Below are 23,798 nucleotides of genomic sequence, written 5' to 3'. Positions count from 1 at the left end.
GAGGCCGGCTCGGAGCCAGTTCAGCCGCAAGCGGCAGAGCTGGCTGTCAAACGGACCCTCAGAATGCGATCAACCCTGTTTTATTGCACGTCCCTGTCCGAAGAGCCCGCGTTTTTTGCTGCGCCGAGCTTCGGTTGTGGGATCATGCAAGGCGTGGGTGGAAGGGGCGAACCGCCCCTTCCACGATCGATCCGATCAGGCCTCCTCGTCGAGCCAGACCTTGCCGTAGTCGCGCTCGAAGGTCGGGTGCATGGCGTAGTTCTTAACGGCAGCGACCGAATGGCTGTAGAGCTTGCGCCAGTAAGGCTGGATGATGATGCCGGAATCCTGCAGGATCTGCTCGATGTCCTTCATCATTTCCTTGCGCTTGGCGGGGTCGGCGACAGCGAGCGCCGCGTTGAGCTTGGCGTCCCACTCCGCATTCGCCCATGCCGTCTCGTTCCAGGCTTCACCGCTGCGATAGCCGATCGCCAGAACCTGGACTCCGAGCGGCCGCATGTTCCAGTTGGTCATCGACAGCGGATATTTGGTCCAGTCGTTCCAGAAGGTCGAGCCCGGCAGCACCGTGCGCTTGACCTTGATGCCGGCGTCGCGCATCTGCGCGGCAATCGCATCGCCGGTGTTCTTGTGCCAGTCTTCGTCGACCGTGATCAGCTCGTGCTCGAAGTCGGCCTGGCCAGCTTCCGCCATCAGCGCCTTTGCCTTGGCCGGATCGCGAGCAATCTTCGCCAGCTCGTAATATTCCGGATGGATTGGCGAGACATGGTGGTTTTCGGCAACTGTGCCGGCATTGCCGTAGCCGAGCTGCAGGACGACAGCGTTGTCGACCGCAAGCTGCAGCGCGTTGCGAACCTTCTGATCGTCATAAGGCTTGTTGGTCACATTGGTGCGGCAGACGATCGTCGAAGCGGTGACCACCTCGGACTTGACCAGATCGACACCGTCGAGGATCGACACATAGTCGGCCGACGTCTCGAAATTGGTATGGACTTCGCCGGCTTCGAAAGCGCTGACCATCGCCGCCGGATCGGTGCCATAGTCGATGAACTCGATGCCATCGAGAAAGACCTCGCCGTCCCACCATTTGTTGTCTTCGCGGCGCTTGTAGACGACCTTCTGGCCGACATCGTAGGAGACCAATTCAAATGGGCCGGTGCCGATCGGGCAGGCTTTGAAATCGCCGCCCTTTTCGTCGAAGGTCTTGTGGACGACGAGGCCGGGATAGTCGCATACGTTGGGGATGAGCGCGATATCCGGCGTGCTGAGCGTCAGCTTGATCGTGTGATCATCGACCTTGGTGACGGCGCTCTCATCCAGCTTGTCGTCCTTTACCAGCGAGCCGAGACGACCGGGCATCGAATTGCCTTCGGCCTTCTTGTCGGCCCAACGCTTGAAGTTGAAGATGACATCGTCGGCGGTGAACGGATCGCCGTTGTTCCAGGTGACGCCCTTGCGCACATGCAGGGTGTATTCGGTGGCATCGTCGTTGACGTCCCAGCTCTCGAGCAAATAGGGGCGGAACGTGTATTCGTTTGTGTACTTGACCAACGGCTCGATCGCCTGGCGCTCGGCATTGGCGATTTCCGACCAGTCGGCCTTGCGCGGATCCTTCGGATCCTTGATCCACATAGCGACCTTCAGTATGCCGCCCTTCTTGCCCTGCACGTCCTGCGCTCTCGCCGGCGTCGGGTCGGCAAGGCCGAGCATGCCATAGGCCATCGCCGTGGACGCGCCGAAGACACTGGCCAAAGCGAGAAACTCGCGGCGATCAACACGTCCCGCCCTGGCTTCCTCGGCCATTGCATGGATGTGATCCGGAACGCGGTCACCATTACTCTTGTAGATTGTCATCGAGAACTCCCATTGTTGGCTTTCTGCCTTTTACCATTCCGCATCCGGGCCATGATGTCAAAAACGGCACGGGTTGGGAACATGCCAAGGAATGTGCAACTTTGGAAGGGAAGCAGTTCGCGTGATAACGACAGTCTTGGCGCAAAATCGCTATTGCCCGGCAGATTTCGTTCGAGCTGCAGCGGTTCAGAATAAAAGCGTTCCGTAGCGATCTTTCGCGCCCCCTCTGTCCTGCCCCTCTTTACCAAAAACTTGGCATCTCCCCCACGTGGGGGAGATTGGCCTTCATCACTGATTTCGCCAATCACCAACCTTGCAAAAAGGACGCTGTCCGCGAAGCTGCCGATCTCCCCCACGCGGGGGAGATGTCCGGCAGGACAGAGGGGGGCGCGAAGGATCGCCACAGGTCGGTTGTTATCCTAAGCCGTGGCATTCTTCGGCTGATGTCACGCAATGGATCCCAGGGTCTGCGCGCGTCGCTTCGCTCCTTGCTTCGCCCTGGGATGACGAAGAGGATGGGTGGTTCGGCCAATCACAAAAGTCGCGATTTGCCATCGAGATTGGCGGCTGACAGACACCACCGGCGGTTGCTGCCGATCGGCCCCGACCTGGCAAAGTCACTGTGCAGAGCTGCTAGTCACGATCACTGTGCAGAGCCATAGCTAGTCGCGCAAAACTGTGCAGCGGTTTTGCGACAACGACATGCATGAACAACAACTAATCTAAAGCGCGTCGCATGAGGCTGGCCTAACGCGACGCGCTTTATCTGAAAATCGCTTCCGATTTCGGCAACATGCGCGTCGGCCGGCTTAGTACTCGCGCTCGTAGAAAACGCCGCCCTTGGCTTCGCCGGCGTCTGTCGCCTCGCCGCGCAATTTGACGCCGCGGCCGACGTCGAGATCGATCGCCGCCTTGCCCGAACCCGGCTTGTCGCCCTTCTGGATCGTCACATAGGTGCGGTCGTTGAGATATTTGCCTGCCGAGACCGCAGTGCCGCCCTCCTCGTCGGTGATGACGTCGAGATCGTCGACGCCGATGGCGCTGCGCAGGTTCTGGAGCAGCGAGGTCGAGCCGCCGATACCGGCCAGTTGCGCGGCGGCTTCGGCAAGCTGGGCGATCTGCAGCGGCGACAGGTTCGACATCGAGCGGCCGAAAATCAGTTGCGCCAGGACCTCGTCTTCCGGCAGCGCCGGCACCGACGAGAAGTTGAATTTCGGATTGGTCGCCTCGCCCGACACCACGATGGTGACGGTGGTGCTGCTCGTCGTCGATGTCGCCGTGAGATTGAGATAAGGTACCAGCGACCCCGAAAAGCCGACCGTGCCTTCGGTGAAGGTCAGCCGCTTGGCCAGGATCGACAGCCGACCGCGCTGCAAGTCAAAGGTGCCGACCGCTTGCGGCGACGATGCTGGGCCGGTCAGCCGCAGCGAACCGCCAAGCTCGGCATCGACCCCCCTGCCCTGGATGAAGATCTGGCTGGGCGCGTTGACCGTGACATCGAGGTTGAGGCCGCCGCCGCCGCTGCTGCTGCTCGCCGTCGCCGGGCGCAGCGCCTTGTCCTGCGCGCGCACGGCGGCCGGTGCGTTCTTGTGCCTGACGTTGAGCGCCGCCAGCGAGCCCGGCAGCTTTTCGGGAACGGTGATGACGGTCTTGGCCAGGTTGATCGTACCCGAGATCACCGGCGCCGACGCGAGTGGCCCCTTGATGGTCAGGTCGCCGCCGAGATTGGCGGTGACCACCCTGCCGTCGGTGTAGCGGCCGTCGACGAGCTTGACCGACAGGTCGGCCGGAAAGCCCTGCGCCGGATTGATGCCGACCGTGCCGCTGGCCGACAGGCTGCCGCGCGTCGACAAATTGCCGGTCAGGCGGTTGATCCTGGCGACGCCATCGCCGATCGCCACATCGGCGGTGATGTCGTTGATCGCAAGTCCCGAGCGTGCATCGATCAGGCGGGCACCCGACGTGCGGACCGTGCCTGAGATCACCGGCGCCGTCGCCGGGCCGCGCACCTTCAAATTGACGTCGGCCGTGCCGTTCAACGACAGGCCTTGCGCGGCCAGCGTCCGGGTCAGGAAGGCGAACGGCACCTTGCCGGAAAAGTCGAGATCAAGGGTGGGCGTGCCTGATGTCGTCATCGTGCCGCCGCCCTTGAGGCCGAGGCCGGCGGCATCGCTCATATTGGCCTCGAAGCTCAGTCTGTTACCGGAAAACGTGCCGGAGGACGAAACGCCCATGCCGCCGAAACCGGCGCCGCGGGTCTGCGACGTCTGGACGCCTGCGGCGTCGACCTTGAAGGCGACGGCCGGATTGGCCGGCGCGCCCGTCACCTTCACCGTGCCCGAGATCGAGCCGGCGGCATCGAGGCCGGGCGAGAAACTGTTGGCGAGCGACATCGGCACCCGCGCCAGCGTCGCGTTGAGATTGAGCGCCTCCCCGACCTTGCCCGAAACCGTCGCCGTGCCGCCGCCGAGGTTGAGTGCGAGCCTGTCCAGGCTGGTGGTGCCGTTGGCGATGGTGATGGTCGAGGTCTGGGCGATCGCCGCCTTGATGCCGCGCATGGTCGCCTGGCCGGAGGCGAGCTCGACCGTCGTCGTGCCATTGGCGAGCCTGACGCGGCCGGCCGCCCTGGCCGGAATGTCCTTTACGGTGGCGCCGCCGGAAAAGCCGGTCCAGTCGCCGTCGCGGGTCAGATCGACATCGATGCCGCGAATGACGGTGCCGCCGGAGGTGACGCTGTCGGCACGGATTTTTCCGGAGATCACCGGTGCCGCGAGATAGTTGGCGATCGATGCATCGATGGTCACCGTCTTCGCCGAAACATCGCCGCTTGCAATCGAAGCCGTCGAAGCCTTGACGGTGACCTCAGGCGCATTGCCGGTCTTCGAGAACACGATCGTGCCGCGCACGTCGCCTTCCGCCTTTTCCAGCGCCAGCGCTGCCAGCGGTCCGATGTCAGGCAGGTCGAGCGCCACGGAGCCTTCAGGCACGAAAGCCTCGTCAAGCGCCAGGTCGCCTGATATCCGGTTCTTGCCGAGTGACAGCAAAAGCCCGTCGATGGCGCGCTTGCCGTCGGATGTCGCCAGCACGGCGCTGCCTTGCAGGGGCTGGCCCGCGACATTTCCGGTCAGTTGGACATTGGCCGCCGGGTTGGCGGCATCGGCCTTGCCGGTGGCGGTGAGGCTCAGTCCGGTGATCTCACGTTCGGCAACCGAAAGCCGGTCGCTGTTGACCGTCAGCGACAGCTCGGGCGCGGTGCTGGCGCCTTGCGCGTTCAGCGCGAAGGTGATGGCGCCGTTGGCGTCCCCGGACAGCAGCGAGATGTCGGCCAGTGCGCCCTTGATGTCGACGGTGAGCTTGTTGTCGGCAAGGCTGGCCTGCCCGTCGGCGGTCAGCGCGCCGGACACCAGCCTGATGGCATTGGCGGTGACATTGCCATTGGCGTCGCGCTTCAGCGCGGCACTGAGTTCCGTCCGCTGCGCAAGGACGCCGCGCGCTGCCGCCGGCAGCGCCGCGGAAACGGCGTCGGTCTTGAGGTTGAGGTCGATGGCGCCATCGCCCAGCGAGATCCTTCCATTGAAGCCGGTGTTCAGCGCGTCGCCTCTCACCGACCCGCTGTCGATGACAATGCCATCAGTCGCCAGGCTGCCGGCGACTTGTGCCGTGATCTTGCCGGCGAGCAGCGGCGCTATGGTCGGATTGTCCAGGCCGATCTTGTTTGCCGTTACCGTGCCGGAGACCGGCCCGGTCCGGCTCTTCACGTCGAAAGCGTCCGAGTGCAATGCCAGCGTGAGCCCCTCGACATCGCTGAATTTCGTGGCGACCGAAGGCAGAACAGCGGAAATGTCGAGCCGCGGCTGCGTGCCCTGCCCTGCAGCCTTTACCGAAAGCGCCCGCAGCTCGAGCTTGATCGGGCTTTCGGTGCTGCCGAGCGCCAGCGGCAGGCTCGGGCCGGTCGAAGCGAGGTCGAGCGAAAAATCGCTGGCGCCGTTCGGATTGATGGTGCCGGCAGCCTTGCCGGAAATCTTGTCTCCTGAAAGCGTCGCGCGGTCGATGGCGACGCCGCCGGTGGAGGAGAAGCTGCCTGCCGCATCGAGGTTGAGCGGCCCAAGCCCCGCCTGGCGGGTCTGGCTGGTCTCGGCGCCGCTGAGCTGCGCATCAAAACGAATGTCTGGGGCTGCCGATGGTCCCGTCACTTGCGCCGTTCCACCGAGCCTGCCCGCGGCGTCGAGGCCGGGTGAAAAATCATTGGCCAGGGCGGCCGGCAGTGCGGAAAACTCTGCCGCAAGGTCGAGCGTCTGGCCGGCAGTGCCGGACACGGCCACCGATCCGCCGCCGATATCGAGCATCAGCTTCTCGATGCTTGCGGTGCCATTGGCGATGCTTAAGCTCGACGGCTGCGCGATCCCTGCCTTGATGCCGCGAATGGTCGCCTCGCCGGAGGCGATCTCGATGCTTGTCGTGCCGTCCGCGATCTTCACCCTGCCTTCGGCCCTGGCCGGAATGTCCTTGACAGTGGCGCCGCCGGAAAAGCCTGTCCAGTCGCCGTCGCGGGTGAGATCGACGTCGATGCCACGAATGACGGTGCCGCCGGAGGTGACGCTGTCGGCACGGATTTTTCCGGAGATCGCCGGTGCCGCGAGATAGTTGGCGATCGATGCGTCGATGGTCACCGTGTTCGCCGAAACGTCGCCGCGTGTAATCGAAGCCGTCGAAGCCTTGACTGTGACCTCAGGCGCATTGCCGGTCTTCGAGAAGGCGATCGTGCCGCGCACGTCGCCGTTAGCTTTTTCCAGCGCCAGGGCTGCGAGCGGACTGATATCGGTTAGATCCAGCGCCACCGTGCCGAGCGGCAGGAATCGATCGTCGAGAGCAAGGTCGCCCGAGACTTTGTTGTCGCCCAATGACAGGCTTAGTCCGTTTATGGACCGCTTTCCCTGGCGCGTTACCAGCGACGCCTTGAAATCGAGTGGCTCGTCATTGACGGATCCGGTGAGCGAGATATCGGCCGCCGGGCTGGCGATGTCGCCCTTCCCCGTCGCGGTGAGCTTTAGCCCGGTGATTTCTCGCGCCGCCACCGAAAGCCGCTCGCTGTCGACCGTCAGCGACAGGTCCGGCGCTGTAACAGCGCCCTGCGCGTTCAGCGCGAACGTGATGGCGCCCTTGGCATCCCCGGACAGAAGCGAGATGTCGGCCAGCGCGCCCTTGACGTCGGCGCTGACCTTGTTGTCGGCGAGGCTGGCCTGCCCGTCGGCGCTGAATGCACCTGATACCAGCCTGATGGCGTTGGCGATAACATTGCCGTTGGCCTCGCGCTTCAGTGCAGCGCTGAGCTGCGTCCGCTCGGCGAGCACGCCGCGCGCTGCCGCCGGCAGTGCTGCGGAAGCTGCAACCGCCCTGAGGTTGAGATCGATGGCGCCATCGGCCAGGGAGACCCTTCCATTAAAGCCGCTGTCCAGTACCTCGCTCGTCACTGAGCCGCTGTCGATGACGATGGTGTCGGTAGCGAGATCGCCGGCGACCTTGGCAGTGATCTTTCCGGCGAGCAGCGGCGCGATGGTCGGATTGTCCAGGCCGATCTTGTCCGCCGTCACCGTGCCGGAGATCGGCCCTGCCCGGCCCTTCAGATCGAAGGCGTCGGAATGGAGCGCAAGCGCGATGCCTTCGGCCTTGGCGAGGTTGGTGGCTGCCGACGGCAGTGTCGCGGAGATATTCAGCGTCGATTGCATGCCCTGCCCCGCGACCTCCACCGAAAGCGCCTGCAGCTCGAGCTTGATCGGGCTTTCGGTGCTGCCAAGCGCCAGCGGCAGGCTCGGGCCGGTCGAGGCCAAGTCGAGCGAAAAATCGCTGGCGCCGTTCGGATTGATGGTGCCGGCAGCCTTGCCGGAAATCTTGTCTCCTGAAAGCGTCGCGCGGTCGATGGCGACGCCGCCGGTGGAGGAGAAGCTGCCTGCCGCATCGAGGTTGAGCGGCCCGAGCCCCGCCTGGCGGGTCTGGCTGGTCTCGGCGCCGCTGAGCTGCGCATCGAAACGAATGTCAGGGGCTGCCGACGGTCCCGTCACTTGCGCTGTTCCACCGAGCGTGCCCGCGGCGTCGAGGCCGGCTGAAAAATCGTTGGCCAGGGCGGCCGGCAGCGCGGAAAACTCCGCCGCAAGGTCGAGCGTCTGGCCGGCGGTGCCGGACAAGGCCACCGATCCGCCGCCGACATCGAGCATCAGCTTCTCGATGCTTGCGGTGCCATTGGCGACGCTTAAGCTCGACGGCTGCGCGATCGCCGCCCTGATGCCGCGAATGGTCGCGTCGCCGGAGGCGATCTCGATCCTTGTCGTGCCGTCCGCGATCTTCACCCTGCCTTCGGCGGTGGCCGGAATGCCGGCGACGGTGGCGCCGCCGGAAAACCCGGTCCAGTCGCCGTCGCGCTTCAAATCGACACCGATGCCGCTGATCACTGTGGCGCCTGATGTGACCGTATCGGCCTTGATCGTGCCGGAGATCGCCGGTGCCTTGAGATAGTTGGCGACCAGCGCGTTGACGGCGATGGTCTTCGCCGCCAGATCGCCACGCGAAATAGACCCGCTCGTCATATCGATGGCTACCGTCGGCGCGCCACCATCATTCGAGAGGCGGATGCTGCCCTGCACGTCGCCGGCCGCCGTCTGCCCGGCAAGCGCGGCCAGCGGGCCGATATCAGGCGCTTCGAGTGTAAGCGTGCCGAGCGGCAGCAAGCTGTCGTCGAGCACGAGATCGCCCGAGACCTTGTTGTCGGCCAGCGATAGGCTAAGCCCGTTGAGGGAACGCGTTCCGTCATGCGTCACCAAAGATGCCCTGAGATCGAGCGGCTGGTCGTCGACCGACCCGGTCAGTGCGACATCGGCAGCGGGATTGACGATGTCGGCCTTGCCCGTCGCAGTCAGCTTGATGGTTTTGACCGTGCGGCCCGACGCGGTCAGGCTGTCGCTGTCGGCCGAGACCGAGAAATCCGGCGCCGAGCGCGCGCCGCTCGCCGCCAGCGCGAAATTGACGCCCCCGCCGACCGGTACGCCGACCATCGGCGACAGCACCGAAACGTCGCCGAGCGTGCCTCTGATGTCGGCCTGGATGTCGGTGCCGGTCGCGCTGGCGGTGCCGCTGGCGCTGAGCGAGCCCGAATTGAGTTGCAGCGCATTGGCGGCAAACAAGCCTTGCGGGTCGCGGGTCGCGGTCGCCGAGAATGTCACGCGCTCGCCGAGAACCGGGCGGATCTGCGGCGGCAGCGCAGTCGAGACGGCATCGGCATTCATCTTGAGCGTCATCGCCAGATCGGCCAGAGTCACCTTGGACGTCACCGAAGCATTGAGCGCATCGCTGCGCAGCGTGCCTTGATCGACGACGATCTCGTCCGTGCTGACCGACCCGGCGAGGTCCGCGGTGACCCTGCCGGTCACCAGCGGCGCCAGCGTCGCCACGTCGGTGTTCAGGCCGCCGGCGATCAGCTTGATGGTGACCGGTCCGCTGCGGTCCTGGATGTCGAAGCCGTCGGAATGGATTTCGGCCACCAGATCGTCCACCCGGGTGCCGCCCGCCACCACCGAGACCAGGGACGCGCCGATGTCGACTATCGGCGCCTTGCCACCGCCGAACGCGCGGGCCGTGGCGCCGGTGATCGCGACGGTCACCGGCTGTGCCGCAGCGCCGAGGCTGAGCACGATTGGCGGACCTTTGGCGGCGAGGTCCACCGAAAGGTCGCTGGCGCCGTTGGGGTCGATGATGCCCGCAGCGGTGCCATGCACGGCATCGCTGTCGATGTTGGCGCGCTCGACCTCGACGCCGCCCGTCACGATCGCGGTTCCGGCCAGGTCGAAGCTGGTCTTGCCGGCAAACAAGGATTTCAGATTGTCGGGCAAGAAGCGCTGGAAGTCGCCGTCGCCCTTGGCCTCGACATAGTTGCCCTTGTCGGTGACCTGGTGGCGACCGGTGAGCTGGGCGACGATCTGGCCGTCGACGACGAAGGTACCGATGCCGCTCCAGTTGGCGACCGGCCCGGTGCCGGTGACGACGATGTTCACCGCCGGCGCATCGGGCAATTTGAGCAGATTGGCGATGATGCCGCCGGCCGGCTCCGATGCCTTCAGATCGAGGTTCAGCTTGTTGTCGGCAGGCGCGAAATGGATATTGGCGTCGACCTTGCCTTGCCTGCCGTCGCGGCGCGTGATGTTGAGGCTGGTTTCGAGCGCCAATGGCGCCGCGTCGGCCTTGAACGATCCCCTGGCGGCGAGCTCGGCGATACCGCTGCCGGCCAGCGCCTGCCCGAGCGCGATTTCCGGCAGGTCGATCTGCCTGATGTCGAGCGACACCGGCAGCGTGGTGGCGCCAGCCTGGCTCGGCTGCGTGCCGGCCACCGGCAGCCGCGCCAGCTCAATGCGATCGGCGGCGACGCGGCCTGCGCTGAAGTTTTTCGACAGAAGCGCCAGCGGCGACCAGTCGACGGCCACCTTTCGCGCCACCAGCCAGGCGCCCTGGCGATCCTCCAGCACCACATGGTCGACCGTCAGCGCGCCGGACCAGATGCCGTCGATGCCGCTGACCGTGACCTTCCGGTCATCGCTCGACGCCACGGTCGAGATGATGCCGGCGAGATTGGCGCGGCCGCGCTCGGTCTTGGTCAGCACGACGAGCGCACCGACCACCGCCGCCACCAGGACGAGCAGCGTGTAAAGGGCAATGCGAAGGACGCGCTTGAACATCGTCATCAAAACGCCTGGCCGATACCGGCATAGATGCCGAAATCCGGGTCGTCGGGATCCCGGTTGAGCGGCACCGCCGCATCGATGCGCAACGGTCCGAACGGCGTAATATAGCGCAAGCCGACGCCGGCGCCGACCTTCATGCCAGAAAAATCCGGGAATTGATCGGTCGAGACGGTGCCGGCATCGACGAACGGCACGACGCCGATCGTGTCGGTGATGGCGATGCGCATCTCGATCGAGGTCTCGAACAAGGACAGCCCGCCGATCGGCTCTCCGTCGGCGTCCTTCGGACCGATGCCCTGATAGGCATAACCGCGCACCGAGCCGCCGCCGCCGGAATAGAAGCGCCGGTCGGCCGGAACATCCTGAAGCCCGGCGCCGATGATCGAGCCGATGGCGACGCGTTCGGCCAGGACGAACTTCGAGGCCGCGTCGAGCGCCTGATAGGCCGATCCTTCGCCCCTCAGCTTGACGAAGGCCGCACCGTTCAAGATGTCGTAGCTCGGCTCGGCATAGGCCAGCGCCCTGAATCCGGTCGTCGGGTTGAGCCGGTTGTCGCGGTTGTCGAAGACATAGCGCAGCGGGATGCTGGCGATCAGAAAAGTGTGCTTGCCGAAGGAATCGGTGATCTTCGAATAATCGAGCGCGACTTCCGCTGAAACCGTCTGCTGCCTGTCGAGGTCATACGACAGGCCGGTGTTGCCCTTGACCGAGAAACGGTCGTAGGCGTCGGGATGCTCCAGCACGGTGTTGGCGCCGGCGAAGAATTTAGACGCCGGCCCGACCACGCCCGGCTTTTCGAACATGATGCCGGCATTGTAGTTCAGCTCGGTCAGTTCGTTGCTGCCGATGCCGCTGATTTCACCCTCGATGCGCAGTTTTTCGGCACGGCCAAACAGATTGCGGTGACCCCAATAGCCTTCGAGGCCGAGCCCCTCGGTGTTGGAGAAGGTGCCGCCAAGGCCGAAATAGCGCGGCTTGCGCTCGCTCACCTCGACGCCGATCGGGATGTTGCCGTCGACGTCGAGACTGTCGGCCTCCTTCAGCGTCACGCTGTTGAAGACCTCCAGCCCGAGCAGCCGGTCGCGCGCCTCGTCGACCTCTTCAGGCGAATATTGGCGGCCGCGCTTCAGGCCGGTCATGTATTCGGTGAAATCGCGGTCGACCTTCTCGGTGCCTTCGACCGTGGTGTCGCCGTAGCCGGCAAACGGCCCGGCGGCTACAGTCAGCGTCACGTCGAGCGTCGAGGTGGCGTGATCGGCAACGATCTCGCGCTCGGTCGCCTTGGCCAGCGGCCTGCCTTGCTCCTTGAGCGCCCGCACGATCGACGCCTCGGCCTTGAGCACGGCGCCGGAACCGGCATCGCCGCCGGCGATCAGGCCGAAATCGGCGCCCGACAGCCCCGCCGCATCGCCCTCCAGCCTGATGTCGCCAAGCGTGAACTTCGGCCCGGCGGCAATGTTGATCACCACCGGAATCGGCTGCGGACCCGAGAATTCGGCGTCGGGCGGCAAATCGTCGAGCCGCTTGCCCTCGATGGTAATGGTGACGACGCCCTCGTAGCGGGCGTCCGCATAAAGGGCGGCGACAAGCTGATCGCGGTCGCCGCGCGCCTTGGCCAGCAGGCCAAGCGAACCGGAGACCGGACGTTCTTCGTCGTCCTTCAGCGCCGAGGCGTTTTCGAGCTTCTCGGCGAGATCCTCGTCGGCGTCGGGCGCCTCGATGGTCACTGCATAGCGCAGCGGATCGACGATGTCGGCATCTTCATCCTCCGACGATCCCCACAGCTTGATGCCGAAGATCTCGAAAGCGGCCGCATTTCCGCTCGCGCCAATCAGAGCAGTCGAGCATAGCAAGGCGGAAAGCAAGGCGAGCGAAACCACGCGCCGTGGCGCGGTTCCTCCCGAAATCTGCCTTTCATACGCCGACATTACAACTCTACACTAGCGGCCAAAGCTAAAATTGGAATGAAGTTCTGAATTGCTCGTAAACGGGCCACAATCCAAAGCCACAATCCAGTTGCCACAAATCCAATTGTCCGAAACGGACAGGGCTTGGAATTCACACCTTCTGCGTCGCCGCAAGAAAGCGTGATCCCTGTCCTATCGAGGTACTACCGGTCATCGGCCGGAAAGGAAACCGTTGGCAGGCGGGAACCTGCCGCGTCCTCGTGTTGACAAGCTGGACCGAAGCTTGAACATGTCTGGACGTAACGTGGACGTAACGTAAGCAGTGTCCGGAGGGGTGTCATGGCAATGCGCGCGGCTCGTGGTCTGTCGGTTCTTTTTCTTCTCTTTTTTGCCTGGGGCAGCGTCGCGCAAGCGACTGAGGCGCGCCGGGTGGTGACATCGGACAATTCCGATTATTTCGGCTTCGATCTCAGATCCGACCAGAATGTCAGCCTCGACCAGTGCACGACGACATGTCTCGGCGATCCCGCCTGCCGCGCCTTCACCTACAACCCCAAGGCCAAATGGTGTTTTCTCAAATCCGACTATAACACGCTGAAACCCTTCAAGGGCGCCGTCGCCGGCAAGATCGTCAACGTCGAAGGCGACCCCGATATCGGCGCGCCGCCGGAACTCGCCTTCTTCCCCGCCTGGATGGCCGATCAGGCCCAGCAATACCGCAGCAGGCTCACCGGCCCGGCCTACACCAAGCCCACCGAAGGGCTGACGGCGCTGCGGGAGGCGGCCAAGCAGGCGTCGCAGGCCGGCGACCACCGCTTGGCGGTTCAAAAATACGAGGCTTTGGTTTCGGTATTGCCCGACGATGGCCAACTCTGGCTTGAACTGGCGCGGGAAACGCTTGCCGTGCAGCCGACCGCCAACAGCGCCGAGGCGTCGACCCTGCCGGCGAACGCCACCTCCGCCGGCTTCAACGCCTACAAATTGCTGCGCACCACAAAAACGCGCGCCGAAGCGCTGGCACTGCTTGGCGACGGGCTCGATCGCCGCGACCTCGCTCGGCCGGCCCTGCAGGCCTACGAAGCGAGCCTCGCGCTGGTCAGTTCGCCCTGGGTCACCGCCGCCTATCAGGACCTCAAGGCGCGCAAGGGCTTCCGCGTCGTCGATCACACGGTCGACGCCGACACCAGCGCGCCACGCATCTGCGCGCAGTTTTCAGAAGACCTGGTCAAGACCGGCGTCGACTACGCGCAATTCGTCACCGTCGACAACGCCACCCCCAAAGGCGTCGAGGCCAAGGACAAACAGATCTGCGTCGAAGGGCTCGAGCACGGCCAGCATTACGACGTGACCTTCCGCCCCGGCCTGCCGGCCGCCATCGGCGAGGTGATCTCCACCCCGGTGGTGCTGTCGATCTATGTGCAGGACCGCGCCCCGTCCGCCCGTTTCACCGGCGACAGCTTCGTGCTGCCGGCCGGCGCGCGCCGCGGCATCCCGGTCGTCACCGTCAACATGAGCGCCGCCGAAATGAAGCTTTATCGCATCGGCGACCGCTCGCTGACCCAGCTTCTGTCCGGCTATCAGTTCCTGCGCCAGCTTGACGGCTACGACATCTCCAACATTTCCGATCAGATGGGCGAGCCGGTGTGGCAGGGCCAGCTCGCCATCGCCAACGACCTGAACAAGGAAGTCACCACCTCCTTCCCGGTCGACGAAGCGCTGCCGCAGCGCAAGCCCGGCGTCTATGTGCTGACCGCGCAACCGGTCGACGAGAACGACAACGACTATGATTCGCGCGCCACGCAATGGTTCGTCGTCTCCGATATCGGCCTGTCGACCTATACCGGGCAGGACGGGCTGAACGTCTTTGCCCGTTCGCTCGGAACCGCCAAGCCGATATCAGGCGCTGAACTGACGCTGCTGGCCAGGAACAACGAGATCCTCGGCACTGCAACCACGGACGCGGAAGGCCGCGCCGTCTTCAACCCCGGATTGACGCGCGGCGACGGCGGCATGGTGCCGGCCGTGCTGACAGCCAGGCAGGGTGACAGCGACTTCGTCTTCCTCGACATGGGCCGCGCCGGCTTCGATCTTTCCGATCGCGGCGTCACCGGGCGTCCGGCGCCAGGCGCGCTCGACGTCTATGCCTGGACCGAACGCGGCATCTACCGCGCCGGCGAGGACATCCATGTCGCAGCACTTGCCCGCGACGGCGCCGCCAAGGCAGTCGAGAACCTGCCGCTGACCTTCATCTTCACCCGTCCCGATGGCGTCGAGAACCGCCGCATCGTCAGCGACGGCGCATCGGCCGGTGGCCATGCCGTCGACCTGCCGCTCGAACCCAACGCCATGCGCGGCACCTGGACGGTGGCGATCCACACCGACCCCAAGCAGGCGGCGGTCGCCAGCCAGATGTTCCTGGTCGAAGATTTCGTGCCGGATCGCATCGAGTTCGACCTGTCTTCCGACAAGCAGGAGATCGCGCAGGGCGAGACCGCCAACGTTACCGTCGACGGCCGCTTCCTTTATGGCGCGCCGGCCGCCGGGCTGGCGCTCGAAGGCGAGCTGACGCTGTCGACCACTCGCGACTGGGATCGCTTCAAAGACTATTCCTTCGGCCTCGCCGACGAGCAGTCGGCGGAACCGTCGGTCACCCCGTTCGCCGGCCTGCCGGTGGTCGGCGACGACGGCAAGGCGATCTTCCCGGTTTCCGTCGACCAGTTGCCCTCGACCACCAGGCTGGTCGACGCCAAGGTTACGGTCAGGATGCGCGAGACCGGCGGCCGCGCCGTCGAACGTTCGCTCAACATCGCCATCCGGCCGCAGGGCCAGATGATCGGCATCCGCCCGGATTTCGACGGCGACGAGGTGCCGCAAGGCGGCACGGCGAAATTCGGCCTGATTGCCGTCGACCCCGACGGCAAGCGCGAGGCGCTGCAGGGCGCGCAATGGTCGCTGGTCAAGGTCGAACGGAATTACCAATGGTACCGCTCCAGCAATTCCTGGAATTATGAGCCGGTCACCTTCACCAAGTCGGTGGCCAGCGGCCGGGTCGACCTGACCGCCGACGGCGAGGCCACCGTCTCGTTGCCGGTCGACTGGGGCCGCTACCGGCTCGAGATCGAGACATCTGACCCGCAAGGCCCGGCGACCAGCTACGAATTCGACGCCGGCTGGTATGTCAGCGCCACCACCACCGAAACACCCGACGGCCTCGAAATCGCCCTCGACAAGGACAACTATGCGGCGGGCGAAGTGGCCAAGCTCAAAGTGTCGCCGCATTTTGCCGGCGAGCTGCTCGTCACCATCGGCGCCGACAAGCTCTTGAAAACCGTCACCGCCAGCGTGCCGACCGGCGGCAGCACCATCGACATCCCGGTCGGCGACGACTGGGGCGCCGGCGCCTATGTCACGGCAACGCTGTTCAGACCGGGTGATGCGCAGGAAACCCGCATGCCGGCACGCGCCATCGGCGTCAAATGGCTGAAGGTCGATCCTGGCTCGAAAAAGCTCGCCGTCAGCTTGACGCCGCCGGACACGACAATGCCGCGCCAGCAGCTGTCGATCCCGGTTTCGGTGGCCGGCGTGCAGCCGGGCGCCAACGCCTATGTCATGGTCGCGGCCGTCGATGTCGGCATCCTCAACCTGACCAACTACAAGGCGCCGGATCCGGAGACCTGGTTCTTCGGCCAGCGCATGCTCGGCCTTGAGGTACGCGACCTCTACGGCCGCCTGATCGACGGCTCGCTGGGCACGACCGGCAAGCTGCGCAGCGGCGGCGACGGCGCCAATATCCAATCGCAAGGCAGCCCGCCGACCGAAAAGCTGGTCGCCTACTTCTCCGGTCCAATCCAGCTCGACGCCGACGGCAAGGCGCGGATCGACTTCGACATCCCGCAGTTCAACGGCACTGTGCGCGTCATGGCCGTCGCCTGGACCGAGGACGGGGTCGGCCATGCCCAGTCCGACGTGATTGTGCGCGATCCTGTGGTGATCACTGCCGGCCTGCCGCGCTTCCTGGCGCCCGGCGATTCGGCCGTCATGCGGCTCGATGTCACCGACGCCGATGGTCCGGAGGGCGACTATGCGCTGTCGATCGACACCACAGGCGATCTTTCGACCGGCAATGCCGCCCTGCCCGAGAAGCTGACGCTGGCCAAAGGCAAGCGGCAGACGCTGACCGTGCCGCTGATCGCTGAGACGCCGGGCAACGCCTCGATCACCATCAAGCTCGCCCATGCCGATGGCACCGCTGTCGAGCAGACGCTCCATGTGCCGGTGCGCCCGGCGCAATTGCCGGTGACCACCCGCATGGTGGTCGACCTCAAGGGCAAAGGCGGGTCGCTGCGCGTCGACAAGGAGCTGCTGGCGGCAAGCCTGCTCGACGGTGCGTCGGTCAGCGTCGGCGTTTCACAGGCGGCGGCCTTCGACGTGCCGTCGCTGCTGATGACGCTCGACCGCTACCCCTATGGCTGCGCCGAGCAGACCACCAGCCGCGCCATGCCGCTGCTCTATGTCAATGAGATGGCATCGGGGGTCGGCATGGCCAGCGACGCCGACCTGCACGGCCGCATCCAGGACGCCATCTACAAGGTGCTGAGCTATCAGGCCTCGGCCGGCAGCTTTGGCCTGTGGGGTCCGGGCTCCGGCGACCTGTGGCTCGACGCCTATGTCACCGACTTCCTGACCCGGGCGCGCGAGCAGAAATACGACGTGCCGGCGCTGGCGATGAACCAGGCGCTGAGCAATCTGCAAAACGCGATCGGCTATGACCAGGACGTCAAGGATCGCGGCAGCGAGATCGCCTATGCGCTCTATGTTCTGGCCCGCAACAAGAAGGCCTCGATCGGCGATCTGCGCTACTACGCCGACACCCAGCTCGAAGCCTTTACCAGCCCGATGGCCGTCGCCCAATTGGCGGCGGGCCTGGCGCTCTATGGCGACACGCAACGCTCGGAAGCCACCTTCCAGGCCGCCCTGCAACTGGCCCATTCGACCTCGGCATACGACTACTACAGGTCCGATTATGGCTCGCCGCTGCGTGACGGCGCGGCGATGCTGGCGCTTGCCGCCGAATCCAAGCCGGTGCCGACGATCGTGCCGGCGCTGATCAAGCGGGTGACGCAGGAACGCGCCGCCGTCAGATGGACCAGCACGCAGGACGAGTCCTGGATGCTGCTGGCGGCACGTGCCCTGAAGGCCGGCAATGATGCGATCGCGCTGACCATCAATGGCGCGCCGCATGCCGGCGCCTATTCGGACCAGATCGCCGGCAGCGACATTGCCGACAGTACGCTGACCGTCGCCAACACCGGCAGCAACCCGTTGCAGGCGGTCGTCACCACGGTGGCCTCGCCGATCCAGCCGCTACCGGCCAGCGGCGACGGCTTCACCATCGGCCGCACCTACTACAAGCTCGAGGGCACCGAAGCCAATGTCACGCAGGCGACCCAGAACGAACGGTACGTCGTGGTGCTCAATATCTACGAGCAGAACAAATGGCCGTCGCGGCTGGTGATCACCGATCTGCTGCCGGCCGGCTTCGAGATCGACAATCCGGGCCTGGTTTCCAGCGCCCAGTTGTCGAATTTCTCCTGGCTGGCCCAGACCGACGCCGCCCATCTCGAATTCCGCGACGACCGTTTCGTCGCGGCTTTCAATCCGAACGACGGCGAAGGCGACCGCAACATCACGCTCGCCTATGTCGTTCGTGCGGTGACGCCGGGCACCTATGCCCACCCGGCGGCAACCGTCGAGGACATGTACCGGCCGCAATATTCGGCCCGCACCGCGACCGGCATGATGGAGGTCAAGGCGCCGTAAGGCAAAGATGGCGAACAGGAACATGGCGATGGCGCTGCCCCTCATTGCCCTGCCGGGCATTTCTCCCCGTATAGAGACGGGGAGAAAGAGGCCTGCGCCAAAGTTTTCGCCAATCTCGAACGCTGCAGAAGAGCCGCCGTGGGCCATGACAGCCCACTTCTCCCCGTCTCTATACGGGGAGAAGGTGCCGGCAGGCGGATGAGGGGCGGCACCGTGCTTTCCCGAAAAATTTTGCGCCGCTCGGCCATCGCCGCCGCCTCCCTCGCCGGCTTCGTCGCGCTCGCCGCCGCCACCCTTTGGCAGCTCGACCGCGCGTTTCCGCCGCCGCTGCCGGCGGCGCTGACGGTATCGACCGAAGTTGAGGACCGCCACGGCCAGCTGTTGCGGGCCTTTGCCACGCCGGACGGCTATTGGCGGCTCGACACCCGCCTCGATCAGGTCGACAGACAGTTCGTCGACATGCTGGTGACTTACGAGGACAAGCGCTTCTGGGACCATCGAGGCGTCGACGTGCTGGCGCTGGCCCGCGCCGCCGGCCAGTTCCTGACCAATGGCCGTATCGTCTCCGGTGGCTCGACGCTGTCGATGCAGCTCGCCCGGCTGAGCGAACCGCGCGACAGCCGCAGCCTCGGGTCCAAGCTCAAGCAGCTGCTGCGCGCCCTGCAGATCGAGCGGCGGCTCAGCAAGCGCGAGATCCTCGAACGCTATCTGACGCTGGCGCCCTACGGCGGCAATCTCGAAGGCGTGCGCGCCGCCTCGCTGGCCTATTTCGGCAAGGAGCCGAAGCGGCTGACCGTCTCGGAGGCGGCGCTGCTCGTCGCGCTGCCGCAACTGCCCGAAAAGCGCCGGCCCGACCGCAACCTTTCAATCGCCCACGCCGCCCGCGACCGGGTGCTGACGCGCATGGTCGCGTCAGGCCTGCTCGGCGAGCGCGAGGCCGCACGTGCCGCGCTCGACGACGTTCCCGCCATCCGCCGTCCGCTGCCGGCGCTTGCCGCCCACGCCGCTTATGCAGTGCTGCCCAGGGCCGTCACGGGCCAGAAGCTCAGACTGACGATCCGCAAGAGCGTCCAGGAAGGGCTGGAACAGGTGGCCCGGCATGCCGCAACCAGACTCGGCCCCCGCCTGTCCGTCGCCATGGTGCTGGCCGACGCCCGCACCGGCGACATCCTCGGCGAAGTCGGCTCTGCCGACTATTTCGACGCCAGTCGCTCCGGCTGGATCGATATGACCCGGATCGTCCGCTCGCCCGGTTCAACGCTAAAACCGTTCATCTACGGGCTCGCCTTCGAGCAGGGATTGCTGGCGCAGGAAACGCTGATCGACGACAGGCCGACGGATTTCTCCGGCTATCGGCCGAAGAATTTCGACATGGGCTATCAGGGCGACGTCAGCATCAGGCAGGCGCTGCAGCTGTCGCTGAACGTGCCGGCGATCAGTGTGCTCGACGCGGTCGGGCCGGCGCGGCTGCTCGCGCGCTTCCGGCAGGCCGGTGTCACGCCCATCCTGCCCGTCAACCAGGCGCCGGGTCTCGCCATCGGCCTTGGCGGCGTCGGCGTGACGCTGCGCGACCTTGTCCAGCTCTATGCCGGGCTCGCCAATGGCGGCAAGGCACACACGCTGCATGACGGCACCGAGCCGGCGAATGCCGAGCGCTCGACCGCTACAATCCTCGACGATCAGGCGAACTGGCAGATCACCGACATATTGTCGGGCGTCAAGCCGCCCGAGGGCGCCGCCCAGCGCGGCATCGCCTACAAGACCGGCACCTCCTACGGCTACCGCGATGCCTGGTCGGTCGGCTTCGACGGGCGCTACGTGCTGGGCGTCTGGGTCGGCCGTCCCGACGCCGGCGCGGTGCCCGGCCTGTCCGGCTATGTCTCGGCCGCACCGATCCTGTTCGAGGGCTTTGTCCGCTCCGGCCTGGCTGCCGTGCCGCTGCCGGGCCAGCCGGCCGGCGTCGCCAGACCCAGGCGCGACGATCTGCCGGTCACATTGGCGCGCTTCGGTTCTGGCGCCGACGGCCTGGTCCAGGCAACGCCGACTGAGCCCGCACCGACGATTATATTTCCGCCCGACGGCGCCCGCGTCGATCTCGGCGCCACCGCCGCTGAGGCCGCGCCACTGGTGCTGAAGCTGCAAGGCGGCCGCGCCCCGTTCCGCTGGCTGGCCAACGGCAAGCCGCTGGTCGGCCTCGACCGGCGGCGCACCGCGACCTGGCAGCCGGACGGCGCCGGCTATTCGACCCTGACCGTGATCGACGCGGCCGGGCGTGCGGCCAGCGTGAAAGTGTTCGTTGAATAGGCGGCGCCAAAGGGGATAGCAGGATACCCATGCCTGTTCCGAGGCACCCCCCTCTGGCCTGCCGGCCATCTCCCCCGCAAGGGGGGAGATTGGCAGCTTCGGCGCTCCGCTCATTCTGCAATGTCGGAGATTGGCGAAGGTCGAAGTGAGATCTGATCTCCCCCTTGCGGGGGAGATGGCCGGCAGGCCAGAGGGGGTGTACCGAAGCGCGTCTTCCGCAAGCTCGCTTCATGTGCCCGGATTCCGCACCCAGCATTGCGAGGCAGGAATTTCTTTGTAAAGGCGAAAGCCAGCGAAAAATTGCTTCAAAACGCCAAAAAAAGCAACGTTGAATGCATCTAAATTCTACCGATTCAGTAGATTGAGATGATGTCAACGGAGGCGGAAATGACCAATCCTCATTTCAGGAAACTGCTCGGCGCACTGGTCGCCACGTCTGTCCAGTTCGGTACGCTCGGTTTCGCGTTCGCCGATACCACCATCCTCAACGTGTCCTATGACCCGACGCGTGAGCTGTACAAGCAATTCGACGAGGCCTTCGCCGCCCATTGGCAGGCCGAGACCGGCGAGACGGTAACCGTCCAGCAGTCGCATGGCGGGTCGGGCGCGCAGGCCCGTGCCGTGATCGACGGCCTCGACGCCGACGTGGTGACGCTGGCGCTCGAGGGCGACATCAACGCCATTGTGGAGAAATCGAAGAAGATCAATCCCGACTGGCGGACCAGGTTCGAGAACAATTCGGCACCCTACACCTCGACCATCATCTTCCTCGTCCGCAAGGGAAACCCGAAAGGCATCCAGGACTGGGGCGACCTGGTCAAGGACGACGTCCAGGTGATCACGCCGAACCCCAAGACTTCGGGCGGCGCGCGCTGGAACTATCTCGCGGCCTGGGCCTATGCGAACGCCAGGGATGGCGGCGACGAGGCCAGGACAAAGGAATTCGTCGGCAATCTCTACGCGCATGTTCCAGTGCTCGACACCGGTGCACGCGGCGCGACCGTGACTTTTGCGCAAAAAGGCCTCGGCGACGTGCTGCTGGCCTGGGAGAACGAGGCCTATCTGGCGCTCGATGAATTCGGCGCCGACAATTTCGATATCGTCTACCCGCCGACCTCGATCCTGGCCGAGCCGCCGGTCGCCGTGGTCGACGCCAATGTCGGTGCCAAGGGCACGCGGAAAGTCGCCGAAGCCTATCTGAGCTATCTCTACTCCAAGGAGGGCCAGACGCTGATCGCCAAGAACCACTATCGCCCGTCGAAGCCGGATTTGGTACCGCCCGAGGACCTCGCCAAGCTGCCGGAGATCAAGCTGATCACCATCGACGATCCGCTTTTTGGCGGTTGGAAGAAGGCGCAGCCTTACCATTTCGGTGACGGTGGTATATTCGACCAGATCTACAAGCCGGCCCAGTAGACCCAGTAAGCTAGATTATTCAGGACTGACATGACCACAGCACCCGCCAAGGCGGGGTGGCGGTTCAGACAGCCGAGTGTCATTCCGGGTTTCGGATTGACGCTCGGCTTCTCGCTTGCCTACCTCACGCTCATCATTCTCATTCCCCTGTCGGGGCTGATCTGGCGATCGGCCGCGCTTGGCTGGGCCGATTTCTGGGCGATCGCCACCGACCGCCGCACCATCAACGCGCTTGAAATCAGCTTCGGCACCGCCTTCATTGCCGCCATGGTCAATGTCATCTTCGGCACGATCGTCGCCTGGGTGCTGGTGCGCTACAGCTTTCCTGGTCGCCGCATCGTCGATGCCATGGTCGACCTGCCCTTCGCATTGCCGACGGCGGTGGCCGGCATCGCGCTGACCACGCTCTACGCGCCGAACGGCTGGCTCGGCAGCCTGCTGGCGCCGCTCGGCATCAAGGTCGCCTATACGCCGCTCGGCATCGTCATCGCGCTGATCTTTATCGGCCTGCCCTTCGTCGTGCGCACTGTCCAGCCGATCATGGAGGAGATCGACAAGGAGGTCGAGGAAGTGGCCGCCACGCTCGGGGCTAATCGCTTGCAGACCATCGCCTGGGTTCTGCTTCCAGGCCTGGCGCCGGCCATCGTAACCGGTTTCGCGCTGGCTTTCGCGCGCGGCGTCGGCGAGTACGGCTCCGTCATCTTCATCGCCGGCAACCTGCCCTACAAATCCGAGATCGCGCCGCTTCTGATCGTGATCCGGCTCGAGGAATACAATTATGCGGCGGCGACCGCGATCGCGGCGATCATGCTCGCTTTGTCGTTCGTGATGCTGCTGGTCATCAATCTGGTGCAGACGTGGAGCCGCAAGCGCTATGGCTGATCCGGAGATCAAATCCTACGCACCGCACCACGAAAGCCAGTCGGCGGCAGTGACCGAAAGCCGACCGGCGAAAGCCGTGCTGATGATCGTGACCTTTGCCTTCCTCGGCATTTTCCTGCTGTTGCCGCTGATCGTCGTCTTCAACGAAGCCTTCGCAAAGGGCCTCAGTGACTATACGGAGGCGCTGACCAGCCCCGACACGCGCTCGGCGATCTATCTGACGCTGCTGGTGGCGGCGATCTCGGTGCCGCTCAACATCGTCTTCGGCGTCTCCGCCGCTTGGGCGATCGCCAAGTTCGAGTTCAAGGGCAAGGCCTTCCTGACCACGCTCATCGACCTGCCGTTTTCGGTCTCGCCGGTCATTTCCGGCCTGGTCTATGTGCTGTTGTTCGGCGCGCAAGGCCTGCTCGGAGCCTGGCTGAAGGCGCATGGCATCGTCATCCTGTTTGCCGTTCCGGGTATCGTGCTGGCCACCATCTTCGTCACCTTTCCCTTCGTCGCCCGCGAACTGATCCCCTTGATGCAGGAACAGGGCAATGGCGACGAGGAGGCGGCGCTGTCGCTCGGCGCCAATGGCTGGCAGGCGTTCTGGTACGTGACGCTGCCCAACGTCAAATGGGGACTGCTCTACGGCGTTCTGTTGTGCAATGCCCGCGCCATGGGCGAGTTCGGCGCGGTGTCGGTGGTGTCGGGCCACATACGCGGGCTGACCAACACCATGCCGCTGCATGTCGAAATCCTCTATAACGAGTACAATGCCGCAGCCGCCTTCGCCGTCGCTTCACTGCTTGCCGGCCTGGCGCTCGTCACGCTGGTCTTGAAAACACTGCTCGAGATGCGCTACGGCGCCGAGCTCGCCGCGACGCGCGGACACTGAAAAAAGGAATGGTTG

Annotated in this window: 9 protein-coding genes; 5 read left to right on the top strand and 4 right to left on the bottom strand. The window is 65.0% G+C overall.

Features of this window, described 5'->3' with window-relative positions:
* Positions 1–195: 195 nt before the first annotated feature.
* From JG739_RS13995 to JG739_RS13980, 4 genes are all read right to left on the bottom strand, one after another.
* On the bottom strand, positions 196–1,851 hold the full coding sequence (locus tag JG739_RS13995) for an ABC transporter substrate-binding protein (RefSeq protein WP_202366951.1): 1,656 nt from the start codon (positions 1,849–1,851) through the stop codon (positions 196–198).
* Positions 1,848–2,207: a hypothetical protein gene (locus JG739_RS13990; RefSeq protein WP_202366950.1), complete on the bottom strand. Its 360-nt coding sequence runs from the start codon at positions 2,205–2,207 to the stop codon at positions 1,848–1,850. Before JG739_RS13990 ends, JG739_RS13995 begins: the two co-directional genes overlap by 4 nt.
* A gap of 453 nt (positions 2,208–2,660) precedes the next feature.
* Entirely contained in the window at positions 2,661–10,577 is a 7,917-nt protein-coding gene (locus JG739_RS13985) for a translocation/assembly module TamB domain-containing protein (protein ID WP_244749896.1), read from the bottom strand.
* Positions 10,577–12,505, bottom strand: a complete 1,929-nt coding sequence (locus tag JG739_RS13980; protein WP_202366949.1) for an autotransporter assembly complex protein TamA — start codon at positions 12,503–12,505, stop codon at positions 10,577–10,579. Before JG739_RS13980 ends, JG739_RS13985 begins: the two co-directional genes overlap by 1 nt.
* A 318-nt stretch (positions 12,506–12,823) precedes the next feature.
* Here JG739_RS13980 and JG739_RS13975 point away from each other — a divergent pair, with 318 nt between their 5' ends.
* The 5 genes from JG739_RS13975 to cysW all read left to right on the top strand — a co-directional run bounded on the left by JG739_RS13975 (position 12,824) and on the right by cysW (position 23,783).
* Complete coding sequence (locus JG739_RS13975; protein ID WP_202366948.1) at positions 12,824–18,304, top strand: alpha-2-macroglobulin family protein; 5,481 nt, start codon at positions 12,824–12,826, stop codon at positions 18,302–18,304.
* A gap of 198 nt (positions 18,305–18,502) precedes the next feature.
* Positions 18,503–20,608, top strand: coding sequence for a penicillin-binding protein 1C (pbpC, locus tag JG739_RS13970; RefSeq protein ID WP_202366947.1), 2,106 nt, complete (start codon positions 18,503–18,505; stop codon positions 20,606–20,608).
* Positions 20,609–20,995: 387 nt separating this feature from the next.
* Entirely contained in the window at positions 20,996–22,024 is a 1,029-nt protein-coding gene (locus JG739_RS13965; RefSeq protein ID WP_202366946.1) for a sulfate ABC transporter substrate-binding protein, read from the top strand.
* A gap of 30 nt (positions 22,025–22,054) precedes the next feature.
* A complete protein-coding gene (cysT, locus tag JG739_RS13960) occupies positions 22,055–22,906 on the top strand; it encodes a sulfate ABC transporter permease subunit CysT (RefSeq protein ID WP_202366945.1) in 852 nt (283 codons plus the stop codon).
* The gene (gene cysW / locus JG739_RS13955; RefSeq protein ID WP_202366944.1) at positions 22,899–23,783 is read left to right on the top strand and encodes a sulfate ABC transporter permease subunit CysW; all 885 of its coding nucleotides are present in this window, start codon (positions 22,899–22,901) and stop codon (positions 23,781–23,783) included. The genes cysT and cysW overlap by 8 nt, the downstream gene beginning before the upstream one ends.
* The last annotated feature ends 15 nt before the right edge of the window (positions 23,784–23,798 follow it).

Origin of the sequence: Mesorhizobium sp. L-2-11 (assembly GCF_016756595.1) — a bacterium.
Taxonomy (GTDB): Bacteria; Pseudomonadota; Alphaproteobacteria; order Rhizobiales; family Rhizobiaceae; genus Mesorhizobium.
This window is presented reverse-complemented; position numbering and strand designations above follow the sequence as displayed.

Excerpts from the sequence above, each read along its gene's own strand:
- JG739_RS13980 (WP_202366949.1), bottom strand. The coding sequence starts at position 12,505 with ATGTCGGCGTATGAAAGGCAGATTTCGGGAGGAACCGCGCCACGGCGC.
- JG739_RS13975 (WP_202366948.1), top strand. The coding sequence starts at position 12,824 with ATGGCAATGCGCGCGGCTCGTGGTCTGTCGGTTCTTTTTCTTCTCTTT.
- cysT (WP_202366945.1), top strand. The coding sequence starts at position 22,055 with ATGACCACAGCACCCGCCAAGGCGGGGTGGCGGTTCAGACAGCCGAGT.
- JG739_RS13995 (WP_202366951.1), bottom strand. The coding sequence starts at position 1,851 with ATGACAATCTACAAGAGTAATGGTGACCGCGTTCCGGATCACATCCAT.
- cysW (WP_202366944.1), top strand. The coding sequence starts at position 22,899 with ATGGCTGATCCGGAGATCAAATCCTACGCACCGCACCACGAAAGCCAG.
- JG739_RS13965 (WP_202366946.1), top strand. The coding sequence starts at position 20,996 with ATGACCAATCCTCATTTCAGGAAACTGCTCGGCGCACTGGTCGCCACG.
- JG739_RS13985 (WP_244749896.1), bottom strand. The coding sequence starts at position 10,577 with ATGACGATGTTCAAGCGCGTCCTTCGCATTGCCCTTTACACGCTGCTC.
- pbpC (WP_202366947.1), top strand. The coding sequence starts at position 18,503 with ATGAGGGGCGGCACCGTGCTTTCCCGAAAAATTTTGCGCCGCTCGGCC.